The organism is Pantoea sp. EKM21T, assembly GCF_011800405.1.
Lineage (GTDB): Bacteria > Pseudomonadota > Gammaproteobacteria > Enterobacterales > Enterobacteriaceae > Pantoea > Pantoea agglomerans.
In genome coordinates this window covers 498,344-516,542 of record NZ_JAALFV010000002.1, presented here as the reverse complement: position 1 = coordinate 516,542, position 18,199 = coordinate 498,344, and the positions used below count along the sequence as shown (strand labels likewise).

Annotated in this window: 15 protein-coding genes; 9 read left to right on the top strand and 6 right to left on the bottom strand. The window is 55.6% G+C overall.

What is annotated here, in order from left to right; all coding sequences use genetic code 11:
* Positions 1 to 487 precede the first annotated feature (487 nt).
* Positions 488 to 3,169, top strand: a complete 2,682-nt coding sequence (gene acnA / locus HFD87_RS05930; protein WP_010670248.1) for an aconitate hydratase AcnA — start codon at positions 488 to 490, stop codon at positions 3,167 to 3,169.
* A 343-nt stretch (positions 3,170 to 3,512) separates the two neighbouring features.
* Here the strand turns inward: acnA and ribA are convergent, their stop codons facing one another.
* The gene (gene ribA, locus HFD87_RS05925; RefSeq protein WP_010244482.1) at positions 3,513 to 4,106 is read right to left on the bottom strand and encodes a GTP cyclohydrolase II; all 594 of its coding nucleotides are present in this window, start codon (positions 4,104 to 4,106) and stop codon (positions 3,513 to 3,515) included.
* Positions 4,107 to 4,333: 227 nt separating this feature from the next.
* Between ribA and pgpB the strand changes: the two genes are divergently transcribed.
* The 5 genes from pgpB to yciH all read left to right on the top strand — a co-directional run bounded on the left by pgpB (position 4,334) and on the right by yciH (position 7,952).
* A complete protein-coding gene (pgpB, locus tag HFD87_RS05920; protein ID WP_033769163.1) occupies positions 4,334 to 5,092 on the top strand; it encodes a phosphatidylglycerophosphatase B in 759 nt (252 codons plus the stop codon).
* A gap of 134 nt (positions 5,093 to 5,226) precedes the next feature.
* On the top strand, positions 5,227 to 5,535 hold the full coding sequence (locus HFD87_RS05915; RefSeq protein WP_010670247.1) for a LapA family protein: 309 nt from the start codon (positions 5,227 to 5,229) through the stop codon (positions 5,533 to 5,535).
* A 6-nt stretch (positions 5,536 to 5,541) separates the two neighbouring features.
* Positions 5,542 to 6,711, top strand: coding sequence for a lipopolysaccharide assembly protein LapB (gene lapB, locus HFD87_RS05910; RefSeq protein ID WP_010244490.1), 1,170 nt, complete (start codon positions 5,542 to 5,544; stop codon positions 6,709 to 6,711).
* A gap of 198 nt (positions 6,712 to 6,909) precedes the next feature.
* Complete coding sequence (gene pyrF, locus HFD87_RS05905; protein ID WP_022625580.1) at positions 6,910 to 7,629, top strand: orotidine-5'-phosphate decarboxylase; 720 nt, start codon at positions 6,910 to 6,912, stop codon at positions 7,627 to 7,629.
* Positions 7,629 to 7,952: a stress response translation initiation inhibitor YciH gene (gene yciH, locus HFD87_RS05900; RefSeq protein ID WP_010244495.1), complete on the top strand. Its 324-nt coding sequence runs from the start codon at positions 7,629 to 7,631 to the stop codon at positions 7,950 to 7,952. Before pyrF ends, yciH begins: the two co-directional genes overlap by 1 nt.
* A gap of 77 nt (positions 7,953 to 8,029) precedes the next feature.
* On the opposite strand, the gene osmB is transcribed toward yciH, so the two are convergent.
* Positions 8,030 to 8,245 carry an osmotically-inducible lipoprotein OsmB gene (gene osmB, locus HFD87_RS05895; RefSeq protein WP_003853848.1) on the bottom strand — a complete coding sequence of 72 codons (216 nt, stop codon included), beginning with the start codon at positions 8,243 to 8,245 and terminating at the stop codon, positions 8,030 to 8,032.
* A gap of 347 nt (positions 8,246 to 8,592) precedes the next feature.
* Here osmB and araD point away from each other — a divergent pair, with 347 nt between their 5' ends.
* From araD to HFD87_RS05880, 3 genes are all read left to right on the top strand, one after another.
* Positions 8,593 to 9,291 carry an L-ribulose-5-phosphate 4-epimerase gene (araD, locus tag HFD87_RS05890; RefSeq protein WP_167423073.1) on the top strand — a complete coding sequence of 233 codons (699 nt, stop codon included), beginning with the start codon at positions 8,593 to 8,595 and terminating at the stop codon, positions 9,289 to 9,291.
* A gap of 218 nt (positions 9,292 to 9,509) precedes the next feature.
* Entirely contained in the window at positions 9,510 to 10,493 is a 984-nt protein-coding gene (gene kdgT, locus HFD87_RS05885; RefSeq protein ID WP_010244511.1) for a 2-keto-3-deoxygluconate transporter, read from the top strand.
* A 144-nt stretch (positions 10,494 to 10,637) separates the two neighbouring features.
* The gene (locus HFD87_RS05880; RefSeq protein WP_003853843.1) at positions 10,638 to 11,504 is read left to right on the top strand and encodes a crotonase/enoyl-CoA hydratase family protein; all 867 of its coding nucleotides are present in this window, start codon (positions 10,638 to 10,640) and stop codon (positions 11,502 to 11,504) included.
* 12 nt (positions 11,505 to 11,516) lie between these two features.
* Here the strand turns inward: HFD87_RS05880 and pdeR are convergent, their stop codons facing one another.
* From pdeR to HFD87_RS05860, 4 genes are all read right to left on the bottom strand, one after another.
* On the bottom strand, positions 11,517 to 13,502 hold the full coding sequence (gene pdeR, locus HFD87_RS05875; RefSeq protein WP_010244518.1) for a cyclic di-GMP phosphodiesterase: 1,986 nt from the start codon (positions 13,500 to 13,502) through the stop codon (positions 11,517 to 11,519).
* Between the two features lie 159 nt (positions 13,503 to 13,661).
* On the bottom strand, positions 13,662 to 13,952 hold the full coding sequence (locus HFD87_RS05870) for a YbdD/YjiX family protein (protein WP_010670244.1): 291 nt from the start codon (positions 13,950 to 13,952) through the stop codon (positions 13,662 to 13,664).
* Complete coding sequence (locus HFD87_RS05865) at positions 13,945 to 16,014, bottom strand: carbon starvation CstA family protein (RefSeq protein ID WP_010244523.1); 2,070 nt, start codon at positions 16,012 to 16,014, stop codon at positions 13,945 to 13,947. The genes HFD87_RS05870 and HFD87_RS05865 overlap by 8 nt, the downstream gene beginning before the upstream one ends.
* Positions 16,015 to 16,215: 201 nt before the next feature.
* Positions 16,216 to 18,150: an exoribonuclease II gene (locus tag HFD87_RS05860; protein ID WP_064691362.1), complete on the bottom strand. Its 1,935-nt coding sequence runs from the start codon at positions 18,148 to 18,150 to the stop codon at positions 16,216 to 16,218.
* Positions 18,151 to 18,199: the final 49 nt, after the last annotated feature.

The window sequence follows — 18,199 nt, the reverse complement described above, 5'->3', positions numbered from 1 at the left end:
CGATTCATGGGATTTGAGTGATAACCAGAGACTTTTTATTGAGTCGTTTCTGGACCCTAAAAACAAATAACGTTGTCAGACCATTTCTTCGTCACTGTTCTTTTAAAACCGGAATTTCCGGTGGGCCTATAAATGCCCTTACCACATCCTGTACGACCAAAGGGTGTCGCCTCTTTCTATAAGGTGACCGCAAAAACTTTTACGCCCGATTCCGGCGAAGGAGTGAACCAAATGAATATTATTAAAATGTCCTGGCTCAGCGCGTATGCATTCTCCTTTGCGTTCTGGTCTGCGGCGGTGTGGATAACCCTGTAATTTGAATTAAAATCACCTTTTCATGATGCCTCGTGACTTCACGGGGCATTTTCGTTTGCGATCGATTGTAGCAATTTGTGTTGTAATCAAAACGTTAACGAAATTGTGGTCTATCTTTAACATAAACCTTTGTCTCTCTGAGGTTTAAAGACCATGAATGAAAGGAGGAGCTATGTCGTCTACCCTACGCGAGCAGAGTCAGGAAGTACTGCAGGTCGACACCAAAAAATATCACATCTTCAGTCTTCCCCATGCTGCTCAACACCTTGGCAATATCGATCGCCTGCCAAAATCCCTTAAAGTCCTGCTGGAAAATTTACTGCGCTATCAGGATGGTGACTCTGTTACGACGGAGGACATCCAGGCGCTGGTTGACTGGCAAAAAGATGCCCACGCCGATCGTGAAATTGCCTACCGGCCAGCCCGTGTATTAATGCAGGACTTTACTGGCGTGCCTGCGGTAGTCGACCTTGCTGCGATGCGAGAAGCAGTGAATCGGCTAGGCGGCGATGTGGCGAAAGTCAATCCGCTGTCACCGGTTGATCTGGTTATCGACCACTCGGTGACTGTCGACCATTTTGGCAATGATGACGCCTTTGAAGAGAACGTCCGGCTGGAGATGGAGCGAAACCATGAGCGCTACGTCTTTCTCCGCTGGGGCCAGAAGGCGTTTGATAAATTCCGCGTGGTGCCGCCGGGCACCGGTATTTGCCATCAGGTGAACCTGGAATATCTCGGCAAGGCGATCTGGCATGAAACCGTGAATGGTGAAGAGTACGCCTGGCCCGATACCCTGGTCGGTACGGACTCTCACACCACCATGATCAACGCGCTTGGCGTGCTGGGGTGGGGAGTAGGGGGAATCGAAGCCGAAGCCGCCATGCTCGGTCAGCCTGTCTCAATGCTTATCCCGGATGTGGTGGGTTTCAAACTCACCGGCAAACTGCGGGCGGGCATTACGGCAACCGACCTCGTGTTGACCGTTACCCAGATGCTGCGTAAGCACGGCGTCGTCGGTAAATTCGTTGAATTTTACGGTGATGGCCTGGCCGATCTGCCGCTGGCAGACCGCGCGACCATCGCCAACATGGCACCGGAATATGGCGCAACCTGCGGATTCTTCCCGGTTGATGACGTCACGCTGAGCTACATGACCCTGACCGGACGCGATGCCGAACAGGTAGCGTTAGTGGAAGCCTATGCCAAAGCGCAGGGGCTGTGGCGCAATCCTGGCGATGAGCCGCGTTTTACCAGCACTCTGGCGCTGGATATGAACGAGGTGGAATCGAGTCTCGCGGGACCAAAACGTCCGCAGGATCGGGTGTCGCTGGGCGATGTGCCCGCCGCGTTTGATGCCAGCAACGAGCTGGAAGTGAATCAGGCGCAGAAACCCCATAAAATCGTTGAGTATACCGACAGTGATACCGGGCTGACGCATAAGCTGACCGATGGAGCGGTGGTGATCAGTGCGATTACCTCCTGTACTAACACCTCCAACCCCAGCGTCTTAATGGCGGCCGGTTTACTGGCGAAGAAAGCGGTCGAGCGGGGGCTGAAACGTCAGCCGTGGGTCAAAGCCTCGCTGGCACCCGGTTCTAAAGTGGTTTCAGACTACCTGGCCGTCGCGCAACTGACCTCTTATCTCGACGAGCTGGGCTTTAATCTGGTTGGTTATGGCTGCACCACCTGTATCGGTAACTCCGGCCCGCTGAAAGATGAGATCGAGTCTGCGATCAAAGCAGGCGACCTTACGGTGGGTGCTGTGCTGTCCGGCAACCGCAACTTTGAAGGCCGTATTCATCCGCTGATTAAAACCAACTGGCTGGCGTCGCCGCCGCTGGTGGTGGCCTATGCGCTGGCGGGTAACATGAAGATCAACCTGCAGACCGAGCCGCTGGGCCACGATCGTCAGGGCCAGCCTGTCTACCTGAAAGATATCTGGCCTTCGCCGGAAGAGATCGCTACGGCCGTGCAGCAGGTCACCAGCGACATGTTCCATAAAGAGTACGCTGAAGTCTTCGACGGTACGCCAGAGTGGCAGGAGATTAAGGTGAGTGAAGCCGCGACTTACGACTGGGATGAGGGATCGACTTATATTCGTCTGTCGCCTTTCTTTGACGATATGGAGAAAGAGCCTAAGCCGGTGCAGGATATTCGCGGTGCGCGGGTGCTGGCCATGCTGGGCGACTCGGTCACTACTGACCATATTTCACCGGCGGGCAGCATCAAAGCGGAAAGTCCGGCCGGACGGTATCTGCTGTCACACGGCGTGGAGCGTACAGACTTTAACTCCTATGGTTCGCGTCGCGGTAACCATGAAGTGATGATGCGCGGCACGTTCGCCAACATCCGTATCCGCAATGAGATGGTACCCGGCGTGGAGGGCGGTTATACCCGACACTACCCAAGTGGCGAACAGCTGGCCATCTATGATGCGGCAATGAAATATCAGGCGGAAGGCGTGCCGCTGGCGGTCATCGCGGGTCTTGAGTATGGCTCTGGTTCAAGTCGCGACTGGGCGGCGAAAGGACCACGTCTGCAGGGGGTCAGGGTAGTAATTGCGGAATCTTTTGAGCGTATTCACCGCTCAAACCTGATTGGGATGGGCATCCTGCCACTAGAGTTTCCGCAGGGTGTGACCCGCAAAAGCCTGGGGCTGACCGGTGAGGAGCGCATTGACGTGGAAAATCTTCAGGCACTGACGCCTGGCTGCAGCGTTAAAGTGACGCTGACCCGTGCTGACGGCAGTAAGGAAGAGCTGGACACCCGCTGTCGCATCGATACCGGTAATGAGCTGACCTATTACCGCAATGACGGCATCCTGCACTACGTTATCCGTAATATGCTGGACTGATAAAAAAAGCCGGGAAAACCCGGCTTTTTTATGTGGCTTACAACGTCTGTAATAAGAAGCTGTGAGACCGTGGCTGCACAGGGAACACGGTCAGATCGGAAAGACGCAAAAGCCGTGATCCATGACATGCCCGGCCCACGCAATTACGCACCTCATCCCTGAGGTGCGCCCGTACCGGGCCAACGCTTTGCGTTGTTCAAAAACGCTCCCGGCGTTTTTATCCGGGCGGCGGGACGCTTTCTTCTTCTGACCGTGCCCCCTGCGCGTTGAGCTGATCCGTTGCTTGAGGATTCTCTCAGATTTAGCTTCTTCAAGGGTCAGATGCCAGTGAGTCCCAGCTTAGTTATGACTTCGGCAGCAGATGCCCCATCTTTTCCGCTTTCGTATCCAGATAGTGCGCATTCTTCGGATTACGTCCCACGACCAGCGGCACGCGTTCAACAATGTTGATCCCGGCTTCGCTGAGGATCTCCACTTTACGCGGGTTATTGGTCAGCAGACGCACTTCATTGACGCCCAGCAGTTTGAACATATCGGCGCACAGCGTGAAGTCGCGCTCATCGGCGGCAAAGCCCAGCTGATGGTTCGCTTCTACCGTGTCATACCCTTTGTCCTGCAACGCATAGGCGCGGATTTTGTTCAGCAGCCCGATGTTACGGCCTTCCTGACGGTGATAGAGCAGTGCGCCGCGACCTTCTTCTGCGATGGCATTGAGGGCGGCTTCCAGCTGAAAACCACAGTCGCAACGCAGGCTGAAGAGTGCATCGCCGGTCAGGCATTCAGAGTGAACGCGCGCCAGTACCGGCTCATTATCATTAATATCGCCAAAAACCAGTGCAACGTGGTCATGTCCGGTTGCCAGTTCTTCAAAACCAACCATCAGGAAATCTCCCCATGGCGTGGGCAGTTTGGCTTCTGCCACCCGTTTAAGCTGCATGTGACTCTCCAGAACCTTCAGAGGATGCACTATCATCATGATAGTGCACAGGCCAGTGTGGCCCGACAAACGTGCAATATTGTGCCACAACCCGCAAGCGGGCTGGTAATCTCTGATACCAATTGCAGTGATAAAGCACAATTATCCAATTGGCAACGGTTATGTTATTCTTTTTTAAGCTAAAGTTATGCAATTGCTCTCTTTTGACGCCGGGATAAGGGAAGAGGATGTTTAAGATTTCACGTCGTACCACCTTTGGAATGCTGCTGCTGCTGATCATGCCGGTTGCGGTCTGGCTCAGCGGCTGGCGCTGGCAACCAGGCGAAAGCAATGCGCTGCTGAAAGGTCTCTTCTGGATGACCGAGACCGTCACCAACCCCTGGGGCATTGTTACCAGCGTCGTGCTGAGTGCCTGGATGCTCTGGTGCCTGCGCTTTCGGCTGAAGCCAGCTATCTTACTGCTGCTGATCATGAACGCCACCATTCTGGCCGGGCAATACACCAAATCCTATATCAAAGAGCAGATTCAGGAGCCGCGTCCCTATGTGATCTGGCTGGAACAGCATCACGGGCTGGATGAAAAGACCTTCTACGAGCTGAAGCGCAAACAGCGTGGCGAGATGGTAACCTCACTGATTGCCGATGAGACACAGCTCCCAGGCTGGCTGAAACGGCACTGGGCGTTTGAAACCGGTTTCGCGTTCCCGTCGGGACATACTATGTTTGCCGCCAGCTGGGCGCTGCTGGCATTGGGTCTGCTCTGGCCGCGTCGGCACTATAAAACCGTGGTGGTGATCTTTCTGTGGGCCACCGGCGTAATGGCGAGTCGTCTGCTGCTGGGCATGCACTGGCCACGGGATCTGGCGATGGCAACCATACTCTCCTGGCTACTGGTCACCATTGCCACCTGGCTGGCGCAGCGATTCTGTGGCCCGCTGACGCTGCCGCCGGAAGAGCAAAAAGAGGTGGCGCAGCGGGAGCCCTGATTGTAATTCACCCGTAAGACCCCATATTATTAGACGGGCCTGCGTAAAAGCGACCCGCCCGATGCTGCTGGGAGCAGCATTTTTGCTGGAGTTTTGGCATAATTCTACCCGACAACCTCACAACAGGATGCACTGTGAAATATTTGCTGATTTTTTTAGTGGTACTGGTCATTTTCATTATTTCCGTCACCCTGGGTGCGCATAACGATCAGGTCATTACATTTAACTATCTGCTGGCGCAGGGTGAGTTCAGCATCTCGACCTTACTGGCATCCCTGTTTGGCGCAGGTTTCGTGCTTGGCTGGATCATCTGCGGTCTGTTCTGGTTACGGACCCGCGTCTCCCTGGCGAATGCCAACCGGAAAATTAAGCGTATGCAGACCCAAATCGAGCAGAGTACTACCCTGGCGACCACGCCATCTTCTCCGGCTGGCCGGGAATAATCCCTGATGCATGAATTGCTGTTTCTGTTACTGCCGGTGGCGGCAGCGTATGGCTGGTATATGGGCCGTCGCAGCGCGCATCAGGATAAGCAACAGGAAGCCAACCGACTGTCACGTGAATATGTCGCTGGCGTAAACTTCCTGCTCTCCAATCAGCAGGACAAAGCGGTCGACCTCTTCCTTGAGATGCTGAAAGAGGACAGCGGCACGGTTGAAGCACACCTGACGCTGGGCAATCTGTTCCGTTCGCGCGGGGAAGTCGACCGCGCCATCCGCATCCATCAGGCTTTAATGGAAAGCGCCTCCCTGAGCTATGAGCAGCGACTGCTCGCCGTACAGCAACTGGGCCGCGACTATATGGCGGCGGGCTTATATGACCGCGCGGAAGACATGTTTAAGCAGCTCACCGATGAAACTGACTTTCGGGTGGGTGCGCTGCAGCAACTGCTGCTGATCCACCAGGCAACCAGCGACTGGCAGCAGGCGATTGAAGTCGCAGAGCGGCTGGTTAAGCTTGGCAAAGAGAAGCAGAAAGGCGAAATAGCCCACTTCTACTGCGAGCTGGCTCTGCAGGCGATGAGCAGCGACGATCTCGATCGTGCCATGAGCCTGCTGAAGAAAGGGGAGTCGGCCGATCGCAACAGCGCACGCATCTCGATCATGATGGGCCGTATCCTGATGGAAAAAGGGGATTACGCCAAAGCGGTGGGCCATCTGCAGCGGGTGCTGGACCAGGATAAAGAGCTGGTGAGTGAAACGCTGGGGATGCTTGAAACCTGTTTCCAGCAGCTCAATCAGCCAGACGCCTGGTCAGAGTTTCTTCATCGCTGTGTTGAAGAGAACACCGGCGCAGCTGCAGAGCTCTATCTGTCTGACATCCTTGAGCAGCAGCAAGGGCCCGAAGCGGCCCAGAATTACATCAGCCGTCAGCTGCAGCGTCATCCTACCATGCGGGTGTTCCACCGCCTGATGGATTTAAATCTGCATGAGGCGGAAGATGGCCGGGCGAAAGAGAGCCTGATGGTGTTGCGTGACATGGTCGGCGAACAGATCCGCACCAAGCCGCGCTATCGCTGCCAGAAGTGCGGCTTTACCGCCCACGCACTCTACTGGCACTGCCCATCCTGCCGCACCTGGTCTTCAGTTAAGCCCATCCGTGGCCTCGACGGCCAGTAAACCGGCCGTTACAGCTGCACTGTTAATAGCCCATTATAGTTACAACATACTAGAGAGCAGGTTAGCTTACAGACCTCAGCGACAGTGCATAATTTGCCAGGCAGGAGGGCAATGGCGATTGTGATGGTCAGACACCGCAGGTAGAATGCTTGCCGTTTGTCTATTGCGCCTGCGGGCGCCTGTTGCAGAGGAAATGCCATGCCTTCACCCCACAACGTGACCGCTTCGCCGATTCTGGTAGCGCTGGATTATCATGACCTCGACAGCGCACTGCGTTTCGTCGACCAGATCGATCCCCGCAGTTGCCGCCTTAAAGTAGGCAAAGAGATGTTTACGCTATTTGGCCCCTCGCTGGTTAACACTCTGCAGCAGCGCGGCTTTGAAATCTTCCTCGATCTTAAATTCCACGATATTCCCAACACCACCGCTCATGCCGTGGCGGCCGCTGCCGATCTCGGGGTCTGGATGGTCAACGTCCATGCCAGTGGTGGGGCTCGGATGATGAACGCGGCGCGTGAAGCGCTGCTTCCCTTTGGTAAAGAGGCGCCCCTGCTTATTGCGGTGACTGTACTGACCAGTATGGATGCAGAGGATCTCAAAGGGCTGGGCATTACGCTTTCTCCTGCCGAACAGGCAGAGCGACTGGCGAAGCTGACACTGTCGTGCGGGCTGGATGGTGTGGTCTGTTCCGCCCATGAGGCTGTCCGCTTCAAACAGGTTTTAGGTCAGGAGTTTGCGCTGGTCACGCCGGGGATTCGCCCGGCAGGCAGTGATGCTGGCGATCAGCGTCGCATCATGACACCTGAGCAGGCGAAGCAGGCGGGTGTGGACTATATGGTTATCGGGCGTCCGATCACCCAATCCGCTGATCCTGCCGCCACTCTGCAGGCGATCCTGCACAGTCTGGAGACACAATAATGGCGAAGGATAATCCACTGGTTTACTCAACCGACAGCGGGCGCATTACCCAGCCGGAGCCGGCGAAGGAGCGGCCAAAAGGGGATGGCATTGTGCGCATCCAGCGTCAGACCAGTGGTCGCAAGGGAAAAGGCGTCTGCCTGATTACCGGTATCGACCTGGACGACGCGGCATTGACGCTGCTGGCGGCCGAACTCAAAAAGAAGTGCGGCTGCGGGGGTTCGGTGAAAGAGGGCGTTATCGAGATTCAGGGGGATAAGCGCGATTTACTGAAAAGCCTGCTGGAAGCCAAAGGCATGAAGGTCAAACTGGCGGGTGGCTGAAAAAAAATCGGGCTACCGAAGTAGCCCGATTGTCGTGTAGATGCTTAGCGTAGCCGATTATTCTTTTAATAAGGTCTTTAGTGGACCTGATGACCGATAATACCACCGACAGCGGCGCCACCGACTGTGCCGAGTGCGCTACCATTGGTCAATACTGAACCCCCAATCGCACCCGCGCCCGCGCCAATAGCGGTGTTGCGGTCACGTTTAGACCAGTTAGAACAGCCGCTCAGTGCAACAGCTAACGTGGTTGCCAGTACAACGGCAGTGATTCGTTTCATTGTTGTTGTCATACACTTCTCCTTTGATGTGCTCACAGAGGCAACACTCTTAGTATAGCTCCGATATTTCCTCAGCCCGCTTGTGTCGCATCATTGCCGCATCCGTGTCGGCATGGAAATGTGATCACCATGGACAAACCGTTTGTAGCGGGAGAGTCGCAATGTAAACCCGACAGGGCCACGCATTGCCTGAGAGGATTCTAAGCGTTCTGGTTAAATTCCGAAGATAGAAAATTCTGAAATCACGACACATTTTTGCATTCACAGCCATTCCTTCTGCGTTTATAGCCATTTGCTCCATAACCCTTTCGCGTCCGACTCCGCAAAATTCAGGGACGATTGTCAGCAGGAGAAAATAGATGCTGGAACACCTGAAACAACAGGTTCTGGAAGCGAATCTGGATCTACCCAAATACAACCTGGTGACCTTCACCTGGGGCAATGTCAGCGCTGTTGATCGCGAACAGGGTTTGCTGGTGATTAAACCTTCCGGCGTACGCTATGAAGTGATGAAGCGCGACGACATGGTCGTGGTCGATCTGGCGAGTGGCAACGTGGTGGAAGGGGATAAACGCCCCTCATCGGACACGGCGACGCACCGCGCGCTTTACCTCGCCTGGCCGGAGGTGGGTGGCATTGTCCATACCCATTCGCGGCATGCGACCATCTGGGCCCAGGCAGGACGACCGATTCCAGCCTGGGGAACCACCCACGCCGATGACTTCTATGGTGAGATCCCCTGTACCCGCTCGATGCGCAATGAAGAGATTCAGCACGACTACGAGTGGAACACCGGTGAGGTGATTATCGAGACTTTTGCGCAACGTGGGTTGTCTCCTTCTGCGATCCCGGCGGTACTGGTCAACTCTCATGGCCCGTTTGCCTGGGGGAAAGACGCCCACGCTGCGGTGCACAGCGCGGTTGTGCTGGAGGAGGTGGCGTATATGGGCCTGTTCAGCCAGCAGCTGACCGCTAATCTGCCGCCGATTAACCAGACACTGCTTGAGCTGCACTACCTGCGAAAGCATGGCGAGAACGCCTGGTACGGGCAAAAATAGCGAGCGGGACGCCACGGCGTCCCGTTTTTTTTAGTCTCATCTGAGACTGGTATGGCGATCTCTATCATAGTTATCAAAACAACAGGTCATTAAAAATAAAACAGCGTTTCATTTTATCGAAGCGATCACTGTTTTGATTACCTCAAGTCACTACTTTGCTTGCATCGCCTTCGGGCACTTCCTGCTCCACCCTCTGGCATAGCAAAGGTGACATCCATATGCATATCAAACGTGCAATAGACAAAATTCCGGGCGGTATGATGCTCATTCCGCTCTTTATCGGCGCACTCTGTCATACGTTTTCTCCAGGCGCCGGAAAATATTTCGGTTCTTTCACCAACGGTCTGATGACCGGCACGGTGCCCATTCTGGCCGTCTGGTTTTTCTGTATGGGCGCGTCGATTAAACTCAGCGCCACCGGGACGGTACTGCGTAAATCGGGCACGCTGGTGCTTACCAAGATTGCCGTCGCCTGGGTTGTGGCTGCCATCGCCTCTCGGGTGATGCCGGAGAATGGCGTAGAAGTAGGGATGTTTGCCGGGTTATCGACGCTGGCGCTGGTGGCTGCCATGGATATGACCAATGGCGGCCTTTATGCCTCGATCATGCAGCAATATGGTTCCAAAGAGGAGGCGGGTGCGTTTGTGCTGATGTCTCTGGAGTCTGGGCCATTAATGACCATGGTTATCCTGGGCACCGCCGGCATCGCCTCATTCGAGCCGCACGTGTTTGTGGGGGCGGTCCTGCCGTTTATTGTGGGATTTGCATTAGGGAATCTTGATCCGGAGCTGCGCGACTTCTTCGGAAAAGCGGTCCATACGCTGATTCCTTTCTTCGCCTTTGCTCTGGGTAACACCATTAACCTGGGTGTCATTGCGGAAACCGGACTGCTGGGCATCATGCTGGGCGTGTCGGTGATCATTATTACCGGTATCCCACTCATTCTGACCGATCGGCTGATTGGAGGCGGGGATGGCACGGCTGGCATAGCTGCATCCAGTACGGCAGGCGCAGCGGTGGCGACACCGGTGCTGATTGCCGAGATGCTGCCGCAGTTTAAACCGATTGCCCCTGCTGCCACGGCGCTGGTGGCAACGTCCGTGATTGTGACCTCCGTGCTGGTGCCGATCATCACGGCCATCTATTCAAAACGTGTTAAGCGTCTTCATGTTGCCGTGGAGCAGCGTGCCGCTATTAAGTAACCCGCCTAATCAATCCCCGACGCGCGAGTCGGGGATCACTCTGGATTTTGTGTTGTAAATCAATCTCTCATTTGGTCTGGCCTCACTCTGCATTACGCTGATGTGGCGTATTTAACGCATCAAATATAAACAGAGGATGAGACAATGACAGTTATTAACCAAGCAACGTGCAGATTATTTACCGAAGTCGGCAACACCACGCAGTTAGTCGCCTATTACGAAGAAGGACGTCGTACTATGTGGATGATGTTGCGTGCACAGCCCCGTCCGAGCTTCAACCATGAACTGATTGAGGAGATCATGAATCTGAGCTACGCCGCTCAGCGTTCCGGTCTGCCGATCGACTTCTGGGTTACCGGCTCTCTGGTGCCACAGATGTTCAACGCCGGTGGCGATCTGCGCTTCTTTGTCGAGTGCATTCGCAATAACCGCCGTGAGGCGCTGCGGGCCTATGCCCGTGCCTGCGTTGACTGCATCCATTCGGCAGCACGGGGATTTGATACCGGCGCGGTGACGCTGGCGATGATTGAGGGCAGTGCGTTAGGCGGCGGATTCGAAGCGGCGCTGGCGCATCACTTCATTCTGGCGCAGAACAACGCGCGGATGGGCTTTCCGGAAATTGCTTTTAACCTCTTTCCCGGCATGGGCGGCTACTCACTGGTCGCGCGTCGTTCCGGCATGAAACTGGCAGAGGAGTTAATTTGTGAAGGGGAGTCCCACAGCGCAGAGTGGTATGAAACGCGCGGACTGGTGGATAAAGTCTTCCAGCCTGGCGACAGTTACCGCGCCACCCGCACCTTTATCGATACGTTACGTCCTAAACTCAATGGCGTGCGGGCTATGCTGAAAGCGCGTCAGCGCGTGCTGCAATTGTCACGCGCTGAGCTGATGGATATTACCGAAGATTGGGTCGATTACGCCTTTACCATCGAACCTAAAGACATTGCTTACATGGAACGCCTGGTTCAGTTACAAAACCGCCACAGCGCATCACTGCGTAAAGCGGGTTAATCTGAATTAGCGTTAAACGCGGGCAGGATGCTTAGCCAGCCAATGCCCAAACTGTTCCGCGGGCATTGGTTTTGCGTAGTAGTAGCCCTGACGCCCATCGACACCACTGTTAAGGACAAACTTCTCTTCATCCGGGGTCTCTATACCCTCTGCAATCACCTGCAAATCGAGCGCCTTGGCGACGGCGACGATAGCTCGTACCAGCGATTGTGAGACGGGCTGTTTATTAATATCGCGGATAAAGCTTTGGTCGAGCTTGATGGCATTGATCGGCACTCGTGCGAGCTGAGAAAGCGATGAGTAACCGGTGCCGAAGTCATCCAGATGAACCTGTGCGCCCAGCTCCTGAAACTGCTTCATCAGCCGCAGGGCTTCAGCTTCATTCTCAATCAGGCAGCTTTCTGTGAGCTCAATATCGATAGGACAGTCGGTGATATTCGCCTCATGCAGCGCCTGTTTCAGGTCAGTATAGATGCTTTGATCAATCAGCTGACGTGCCGACACGTTGACGGCGACGCGCAGAAAAATGCCCTGCTGGCGCCAGACGATAATCTGTTTCAGCACATTGAGCATGACCCAGCGTCCCAGCGGCACAATCAGTCCCGACTCTTCGGCATAGGGAATGAAATCAGCAGGGGAGACCAGGCCGCGCTCGGGTGAGTTCCAGCGTACCAGCGCTTCGGCGCTGCGGACTTCACCATCACTGTCGATTTTCGGCTGGTAATGCACCAGCAGGTGATCCAGCTCCAGCGCTTTACGCAGATTGGTGTCCAGCCACAGGTACTCAAAGACCCGCTGGTTCATCTCTGCCGCGAAGACACAGAACTTGCCACGACCGTTCTCTTTGGCGTGATACATCGCGGTGTCAGCATTACGAATAAGGCTCTCGCGATCTTCACCGTGCAGCGGCGCGAAAGCGATCCCGATAGAGCAGCCGCTGTACACTTCGATTAGTCCGATACGGAAAGGCTGACGCAGGCGCTCAAGAATGCGGGAGGACATCGCCTCCAGCGCAGCCTGGCTGGTGTGCTCAGCCAGCACCACAAACTCATCGCCACCCAGCCGGCCCAGAGTCTGGTCTTTACCCAGACAGCTAAGAATCGCCAGTGAGACCGCCTGCAGTAACTGATCGCCGAACATATGACCGTATGCGTCGTTCACTTTTTTGAAATTATCGAGATCGAGATAGACCACGCCGGTCTCATCGCGCTCAGATCGCTCCAGCGCCAGGCTAATCTGTTGATGAATTGCGTTGCGATTAGGCAAACCGGTCACCGTATCGGTGTTTGCCAGCACCCGGAGGCGTTCCTGGGCGCGTCGCTCCTCGGTTATGTCGGTGCCAGAACAGATGAGGAAAATTTCATTTTTGCCACTGCCGCTGTGAACAAACTTATTACGAAACAGAAACAGTCGCTGACCTTTTTTGGTTTTAACCCAGCGCTCCACCTCATAGGAGTTACCGTCACGGAAGAAGCCCGCAATGTTGCGTCGTGACTGAGAGGCCTCCTGTTTGGTCATAAAGAGCTGAAAGACGTTACGGCCGATAACCTCATGCTCATTCAGACCGGTATATTCTTCACTAAGACGATTAAAACGCTGAATATTGCCGCGCTGATCGAGGATCACAATCACCGAGTTGGCTTCAGAAACCACCTGTTCGGCGAATGAAAGACCCAGGGTTAAGTCGCGGGCGACCGCTGAGGTATCGCCCCAGGCAGAAGCGGTTCCTGCCCAGGTCGCCTGGTTCACTTTGCGTCCGACAAAATGCATCGGAACATCAATGCCCTGCAGCGTCATGGTCAGATTGATGCTTGAAGTGATGACCGGCATCGCGCGTATCATGGCTGCCTGGCCGGGGGTTAACGGCAGGGCGATATTAGTTTGTGACGACTCATCTTCGGCAAAATGCAACGCATCGCTGTCCGCGGTCAGACGCCAATGAGGGCTGGTTGTACCGAAAAGGGTGTACAACAACGTTTGCCCTTGTTCATCGGTCATGGAAACTTCCTCCGGGAAGTGCTCTGCAGGCGTTATCTCATTATTTTAGCAACAGTATTCATCATCTGACGCCAGCACAAGATGCAAACCGAATATATTTTCCCATCCAGATAAGAATGGCACAAAAAAGCCCCGACGGTGCGGGGCTGTTTAGTGCGGTCAGCAGGGACATTTACCCAGTTTGCCTGCCTGGCTGGGGAAGCGGGCATCCAGACAGTAACGGTGGAAATCGCGCTCATTCATCGGCGGCTGATCGGGATGATGGAGTCGCATATGCTGCAGATATTTTTGATAATCCTGCACCCCGACCATTAAGCGAAAACACTGTTGCAGGCCGCGCCAGAATCCCCGCCAGCTGAATGTCTGTGGCTGTGGGGCGGCGGCAGGCTGGCAGCGGATAATCTGCCACTCTCCCTGCGGACGCCGGGACTGATGAATAGCATCAGACATGACGCACCTCCTTGTTGCGCAGCGTCACAACGGACTCATGCGTAGTAGGAAGATCGCTGCGCAGCGCCCGGCGAATGACAAAGAACGCAGAGATGAGCATCGTGACCGCCACCAGCATAAAGAAGGCGCACAGGGCCGCGTTAATCTGATTGCTGAAGACGATGGTCTGCATATCCGCCACGCTTTTTGCCGGGGCGATGATCACGCCTTCATCAAGCCCTTTACGGAACTTATTCGCCTGCGCCAGGAAGCCAATCGACGGTTTTTCATGGAAGATTTTCTGCCAGCCGGCAGTCATCGAGGTGATAAACAGCCAGACAGTTGGCAGGATAGTCACCCAGGCGTAACGCTGCTTTTTCATTTTGAACAGCACCACGGTGCCGAGGATCAGCGCCATGGACGCCAGCATCTGATTGCCGATACCAAACAGTGGCCACAGAGTGTTAATGCCGCCGAGCGGATCGACCACGCCCTGATAGACAAAGAAGCCCCAGCCCGCCACCGCCACGGTCGTGCCGGCCATATTGCCCAGCCAGGAGCGGTTATTCGCCATAGAAGGCACCACGGTGCCTGCCAGATCCTGCACCATAAAGCGGCAGGCGCGGGTACCGGCATCGACCGCCGTCAGAATGAACAGCGCTTCAAACAGGATGGCGAAGTGATACCAGAACGCCATCATCGCCCGGCTGTTAAAGATCTCGGTAATGATGTGGGCCATTCCCACCGCGAAGGTTGGCGCGCCGCCTGCACGGGACAGGATCGAGCCTTCACCCACGTCACGGGCGATGCCGCTCAGCATTTCCGGCGTGACGACAAAGCCCCAGCCGTTGATCACCTGAGAGGCGCTTTCAACGGTGGTACCAATCAGCGCAGCCGGGGAGTTCATGGCAAAGTAGACGCCCGGATCGAGCACCGAGGCACAAATCAGCGCCATGATCGCCACAAAGGATTCCATCAGCATCGCGCCATAGCCAATAAAGCGGATATGACTTTCCCGCTCCACCAGTTTTGGCGTGGTGCCGCTGGAGACCAGCGCATGGAAGCCGGAGATGGCGCCGCAGGCAATCGTAATAAACAGGAACGGGAACATCGCGCCGGAGAAGACCGGGCCGGTGCCGTCGATAAATTTGGTGACCGCCGGCATTTTCATCTCTGGCATGGCAAAGACAATCCCCACCGCCAGCCCGACAATCACGCCGATTTTAAGAAAGGTCGAAAGGTAGTCACGCGGAGCCAGCAGCAGCCAGACCGGCAGCACGGAGGCAATAAAGCCGTAGATCACCAGCACCCAGGTCAGTGAGGTGCCTTTCAGGGTAAAGAAGGGCCCCCAGTAAGGATGCTGGGCTACGTCACCGCCATAGATAATCGCCGCCATCATCAGCACAAAGCCAATTAACGATACTTCGGCGATTTTACCGGGCCGGATAAAGCGCATGTAGACGCCCATAAACAGCGCAATCGGAATGGTGGCCGCGATGGTAAACAGTCCCCACGGACTGTTCGCCAGCGCCTTGACCACCACCAGCGCCAGCGCCGACAGGATAATGATCATGACGCCCAGCGCGCCGAGCATGGTCACCACACCGGCAAACGCACCCAGCTCCTGCCGCGCCATCTCGCCCAGTGAACGGCCATCACGACGGGTTGAGATAAACAGGATCAGGAAATCCTGTACCGCACCCGCCAGCATCACCCCGACCAGGATCCAGATGGTGCCCGGCAGAAAGCCCATCTGCGCCGCCAGAATCGGACCCACCAGCGGGCCGGCACCGGCGATAGCCGCAAAGTGGTGACCAAACAGCACCCATTTATTGGTCGGGACATAATCGAGCCCGTCGCTCAGCCGCTCGGCAGGCGTCATCCGGCGGTCGTCCAGTTCGAAAATATTGCGGGCGATAAACAGGCTGTAGAAGCGATAAGCGATGCTGTAACAGGCGACAGCGGCTATCACCAGCCAGACTGCGTTGACGTGTTCGCCGCGGCTGAGGGCCAGCATGGCGAAAGCGCCCGCGCCGATTAACGCCACCACTAACCAGATCGCACTGGTTTTGACGTTTTTCATGACTAACTCCTTGTGAGGACCGAGAGGAAAGCGATCGAAAACAACGAGTCAAACTTAATGTAATGGAATGTAAGTGAAAGTTAATCAGTGGAGAAGTGTGAAGCGGGGTACAAATTTAACTTTTTTGCAATGCGGGCGGGGCGGAAACAGGCGGGATAACCGGAGTTATCCCGCCCGATTGACTGCTCAGAACATCACTACTCAGACGGCGGGACGCGCCACGACGCTGCGGGTTTCCATGCGGACTTCGGCGATAGTGACATCAATCACATCGGTCACACGGTAAACCACTTCGCCTTTGATCTGAACACTGCCATTTTCCTGGCTGCAGACCAGCTCATCACGCACCGCGTGAATGAACGGCGCCGGGATAAAGGCCACCGCGCCAAACTCCAAGAGGCGAACACGCATGCCACCACGTGACACATCGATAATCTCGGCGCTGAAGCGACGGTCGGTTGCTGCAAACGGCGCCAGATAACGGGCGTAGAGCCAGTCGCCAACATCACGTTCCGCCATGCGGTTCAGGCGGCGGCGCTCACTCATCGTCACCGTCAGCGCATCATCCGGACGAGCGATCTGCTCACCGCGAATAATCGCTTTCAGCAGACGATGGTTGACCATGTCACCGAACTTACGAATCGGTGAGGTCCATGTGGCGTAAGCCTCAAGTCCCAGGCCAAAGTGCGGGCCAGGCTCGGTGCTGATCTCAGCGAAGGTCTGGAAGCGACGGATCCGGCTGTCGAGGAACTGGGTTGGCTGGGCATCAAGCTCACGACGCAGCACGCGGAAACCTTCCAGCGTGGTGATCGCCTGCGCATCCACGGTAATACCATGGTTTGCCAGCACGGCGGCGGCCTGTTCAGCATTGGTGGCATCGAAACCGGCATGGACGTTGTAGATACCAAAACCGAGACGGTCACGCAGCACTTTCGCCGCGCAGACGTTGGCCAGAATCATAGACTCTTCAACAATGCGGTTAGCGATGCGGCGCGGTTCAGCCACAATCTCCAGCACTTCACCTTTTTCACCCAGCAGGAAGCGGTAATCCGGGCGATCTTTAAACACCAGCGCGTGGGTCTGACGCCATTCGCTGCGCGCCAGGCAGAGGCGATGCAGCAGGCGAATCTGTTCAGCAATCGCCTCACTTTCCGGCTGCCATGCGCCGCTGTTTTCCAGCCAGTCAGAGACGTCGTCATATGCCAGCTTGGCTTTGGATTCGATCCAGGCGGCAAAGAACTCAACGTCATCACCTAAGCTGCCATCGGCTGCCACGGTCACGCGGCAGGCCAGGGCCGGACGGCGCACATTCGGACGCAGCGAGCAGACATCATCAGAGAGTTCGCGCGGCAGCATCGGGATGTTAAAGCCCGGCAGGTAGTTGGTAAACGCACGCTGCGCCGCCAGCTTATCGAGCTGACTGCCTTCCGGCACATAGGCGGTAGGGTCGGCGATAGCGATGGTCAGACGCAGGGCGCCATCGTCCAGGGCTTCCGCAAAGAGCGCATCATCCATATCCTGGGTGCTGGCGCTGTCGATGGTAACGAAATCCAGCGCGGTCAGATCTTCACGCGTCAGATTTTCATCCAGCATCTCGCCAAAACTGACATCGGGCGCTTCACGCTCAAGGTTATGACGCGACAGCGTCACCCACCACGGCGCCAGATGGTCATCAGCTTTGACAATAAAATCGGTGAGTTCGGCATAAAAGCCGCGATCGCCTTTCAGCGGATGGCGACGCATCTCCGCCACGGCCCAGTCACCATTTTCAAACTCATGGCTGACATCGCGCGCAGGGCGACACTGGATCGCATCCTTCAGCAGGGGATGATCCGGCACAATAGACAGGCGATCGTCTTTCTTCTGTACCCGGCCAACAAAGCGGCTCAGGAACGGCTCAACCAGGGTTTCCGGCTCAGCGCTTTCGCGATCTTTATCGCTGTGGATCACGGCGGTGATGCGATCGCCGTGCATCACTTTCTTCATCTGCGGTGGCGGAATGAAGTAACTTTTTTGCGCATCGACTTCCAGAAAGCCGAAGCCTTTTTCAGTGCCTTTTACGACGCCTTCAGCACGAGGCGTTTGCGAATGGAGCTTCTCTTTCAGCTGCGCGAGCAGCGGGTTATCCTGGAACATAATTTTTACGTTTCGTTGGCTGATTGCGGCTGACAGTTTTACGCGAATC

What these genes read in the sequence shown, in the direction of transcription:
- pyrF (WP_022625580.1), top strand. Translation starts at nt 6,910, where the DNA reads ATGCCTTCACCCCACAACGTGACCGCTTCGCCGATTCTGGTAGCGCTG.
- ribA (WP_010244482.1), bottom strand. Translation starts at nt 4,106, where the DNA reads ATGCAGCTTAAACGGGTGGCAGAAGCCAAACTGCCCACGCCATGGGGA.
- acnA (WP_010670248.1), top strand. Translation starts at nt 488, where the DNA reads ATGTCGTCTACCCTACGCGAGCAGAGTCAGGAAGTACTGCAGGTCGAC.
- yciH (WP_010244495.1), top strand. Translation starts at nt 7,629, where the DNA reads ATGGCGAAGGATAATCCACTGGTTTACTCAACCGACAGCGGGCGCATT.
- kdgT (WP_010244511.1), top strand. Translation starts at nt 9,510, where the DNA reads ATGCATATCAAACGTGCAATAGACAAAATTCCGGGCGGTATGATGCTC.
- HFD87_RS05870 (WP_010670244.1), bottom strand. Translation starts at nt 13,952, where the DNA reads ATGTCTGATGCTATTCATCAGTCCCGGCGTCCGCAGGGAGAGTGGCAG.
- osmB (WP_003853848.1), bottom strand. Translation starts at nt 8,245, where the DNA reads ATGACAACAACAATGAAACGAATCACTGCCGTTGTACTGGCAACCACG.
- pgpB (WP_033769163.1), top strand. Translation starts at nt 4,334, where the DNA reads ATGTTTAAGATTTCACGTCGTACCACCTTTGGAATGCTGCTGCTGCTG.
- lapB (WP_010244490.1), top strand. Translation starts at nt 5,542, where the DNA reads ATGCATGAATTGCTGTTTCTGTTACTGCCGGTGGCGGCAGCGTATGGC.
- pdeR (WP_010244518.1), bottom strand. Translation starts at nt 13,502, where the DNA reads ATGACCGATGAACAAGGGCAAACGTTGTTGTACACCCTTTTCGGTACA.
- HFD87_RS05860 (WP_064691362.1), bottom strand. Translation starts at nt 18,150, where the DNA reads ATGTTCCAGGATAACCCGCTGCTCGCGCAGCTGAAAGAGAAGCTCCAT.
- HFD87_RS05865 (WP_010244523.1), bottom strand. Translation starts at nt 16,014, where the DNA reads ATGAAAAACGTCAAAACCAGTGCGATCTGGTTAGTGGTGGCGTTAATC.
- HFD87_RS05880 (WP_003853843.1), top strand. Translation starts at nt 10,638, where the DNA reads ATGACAGTTATTAACCAAGCAACGTGCAGATTATTTACCGAAGTCGGC.
- araD (WP_167423073.1), top strand. Translation starts at nt 8,593, where the DNA reads ATGCTGGAACACCTGAAACAACAGGTTCTGGAAGCGAATCTGGATCTA.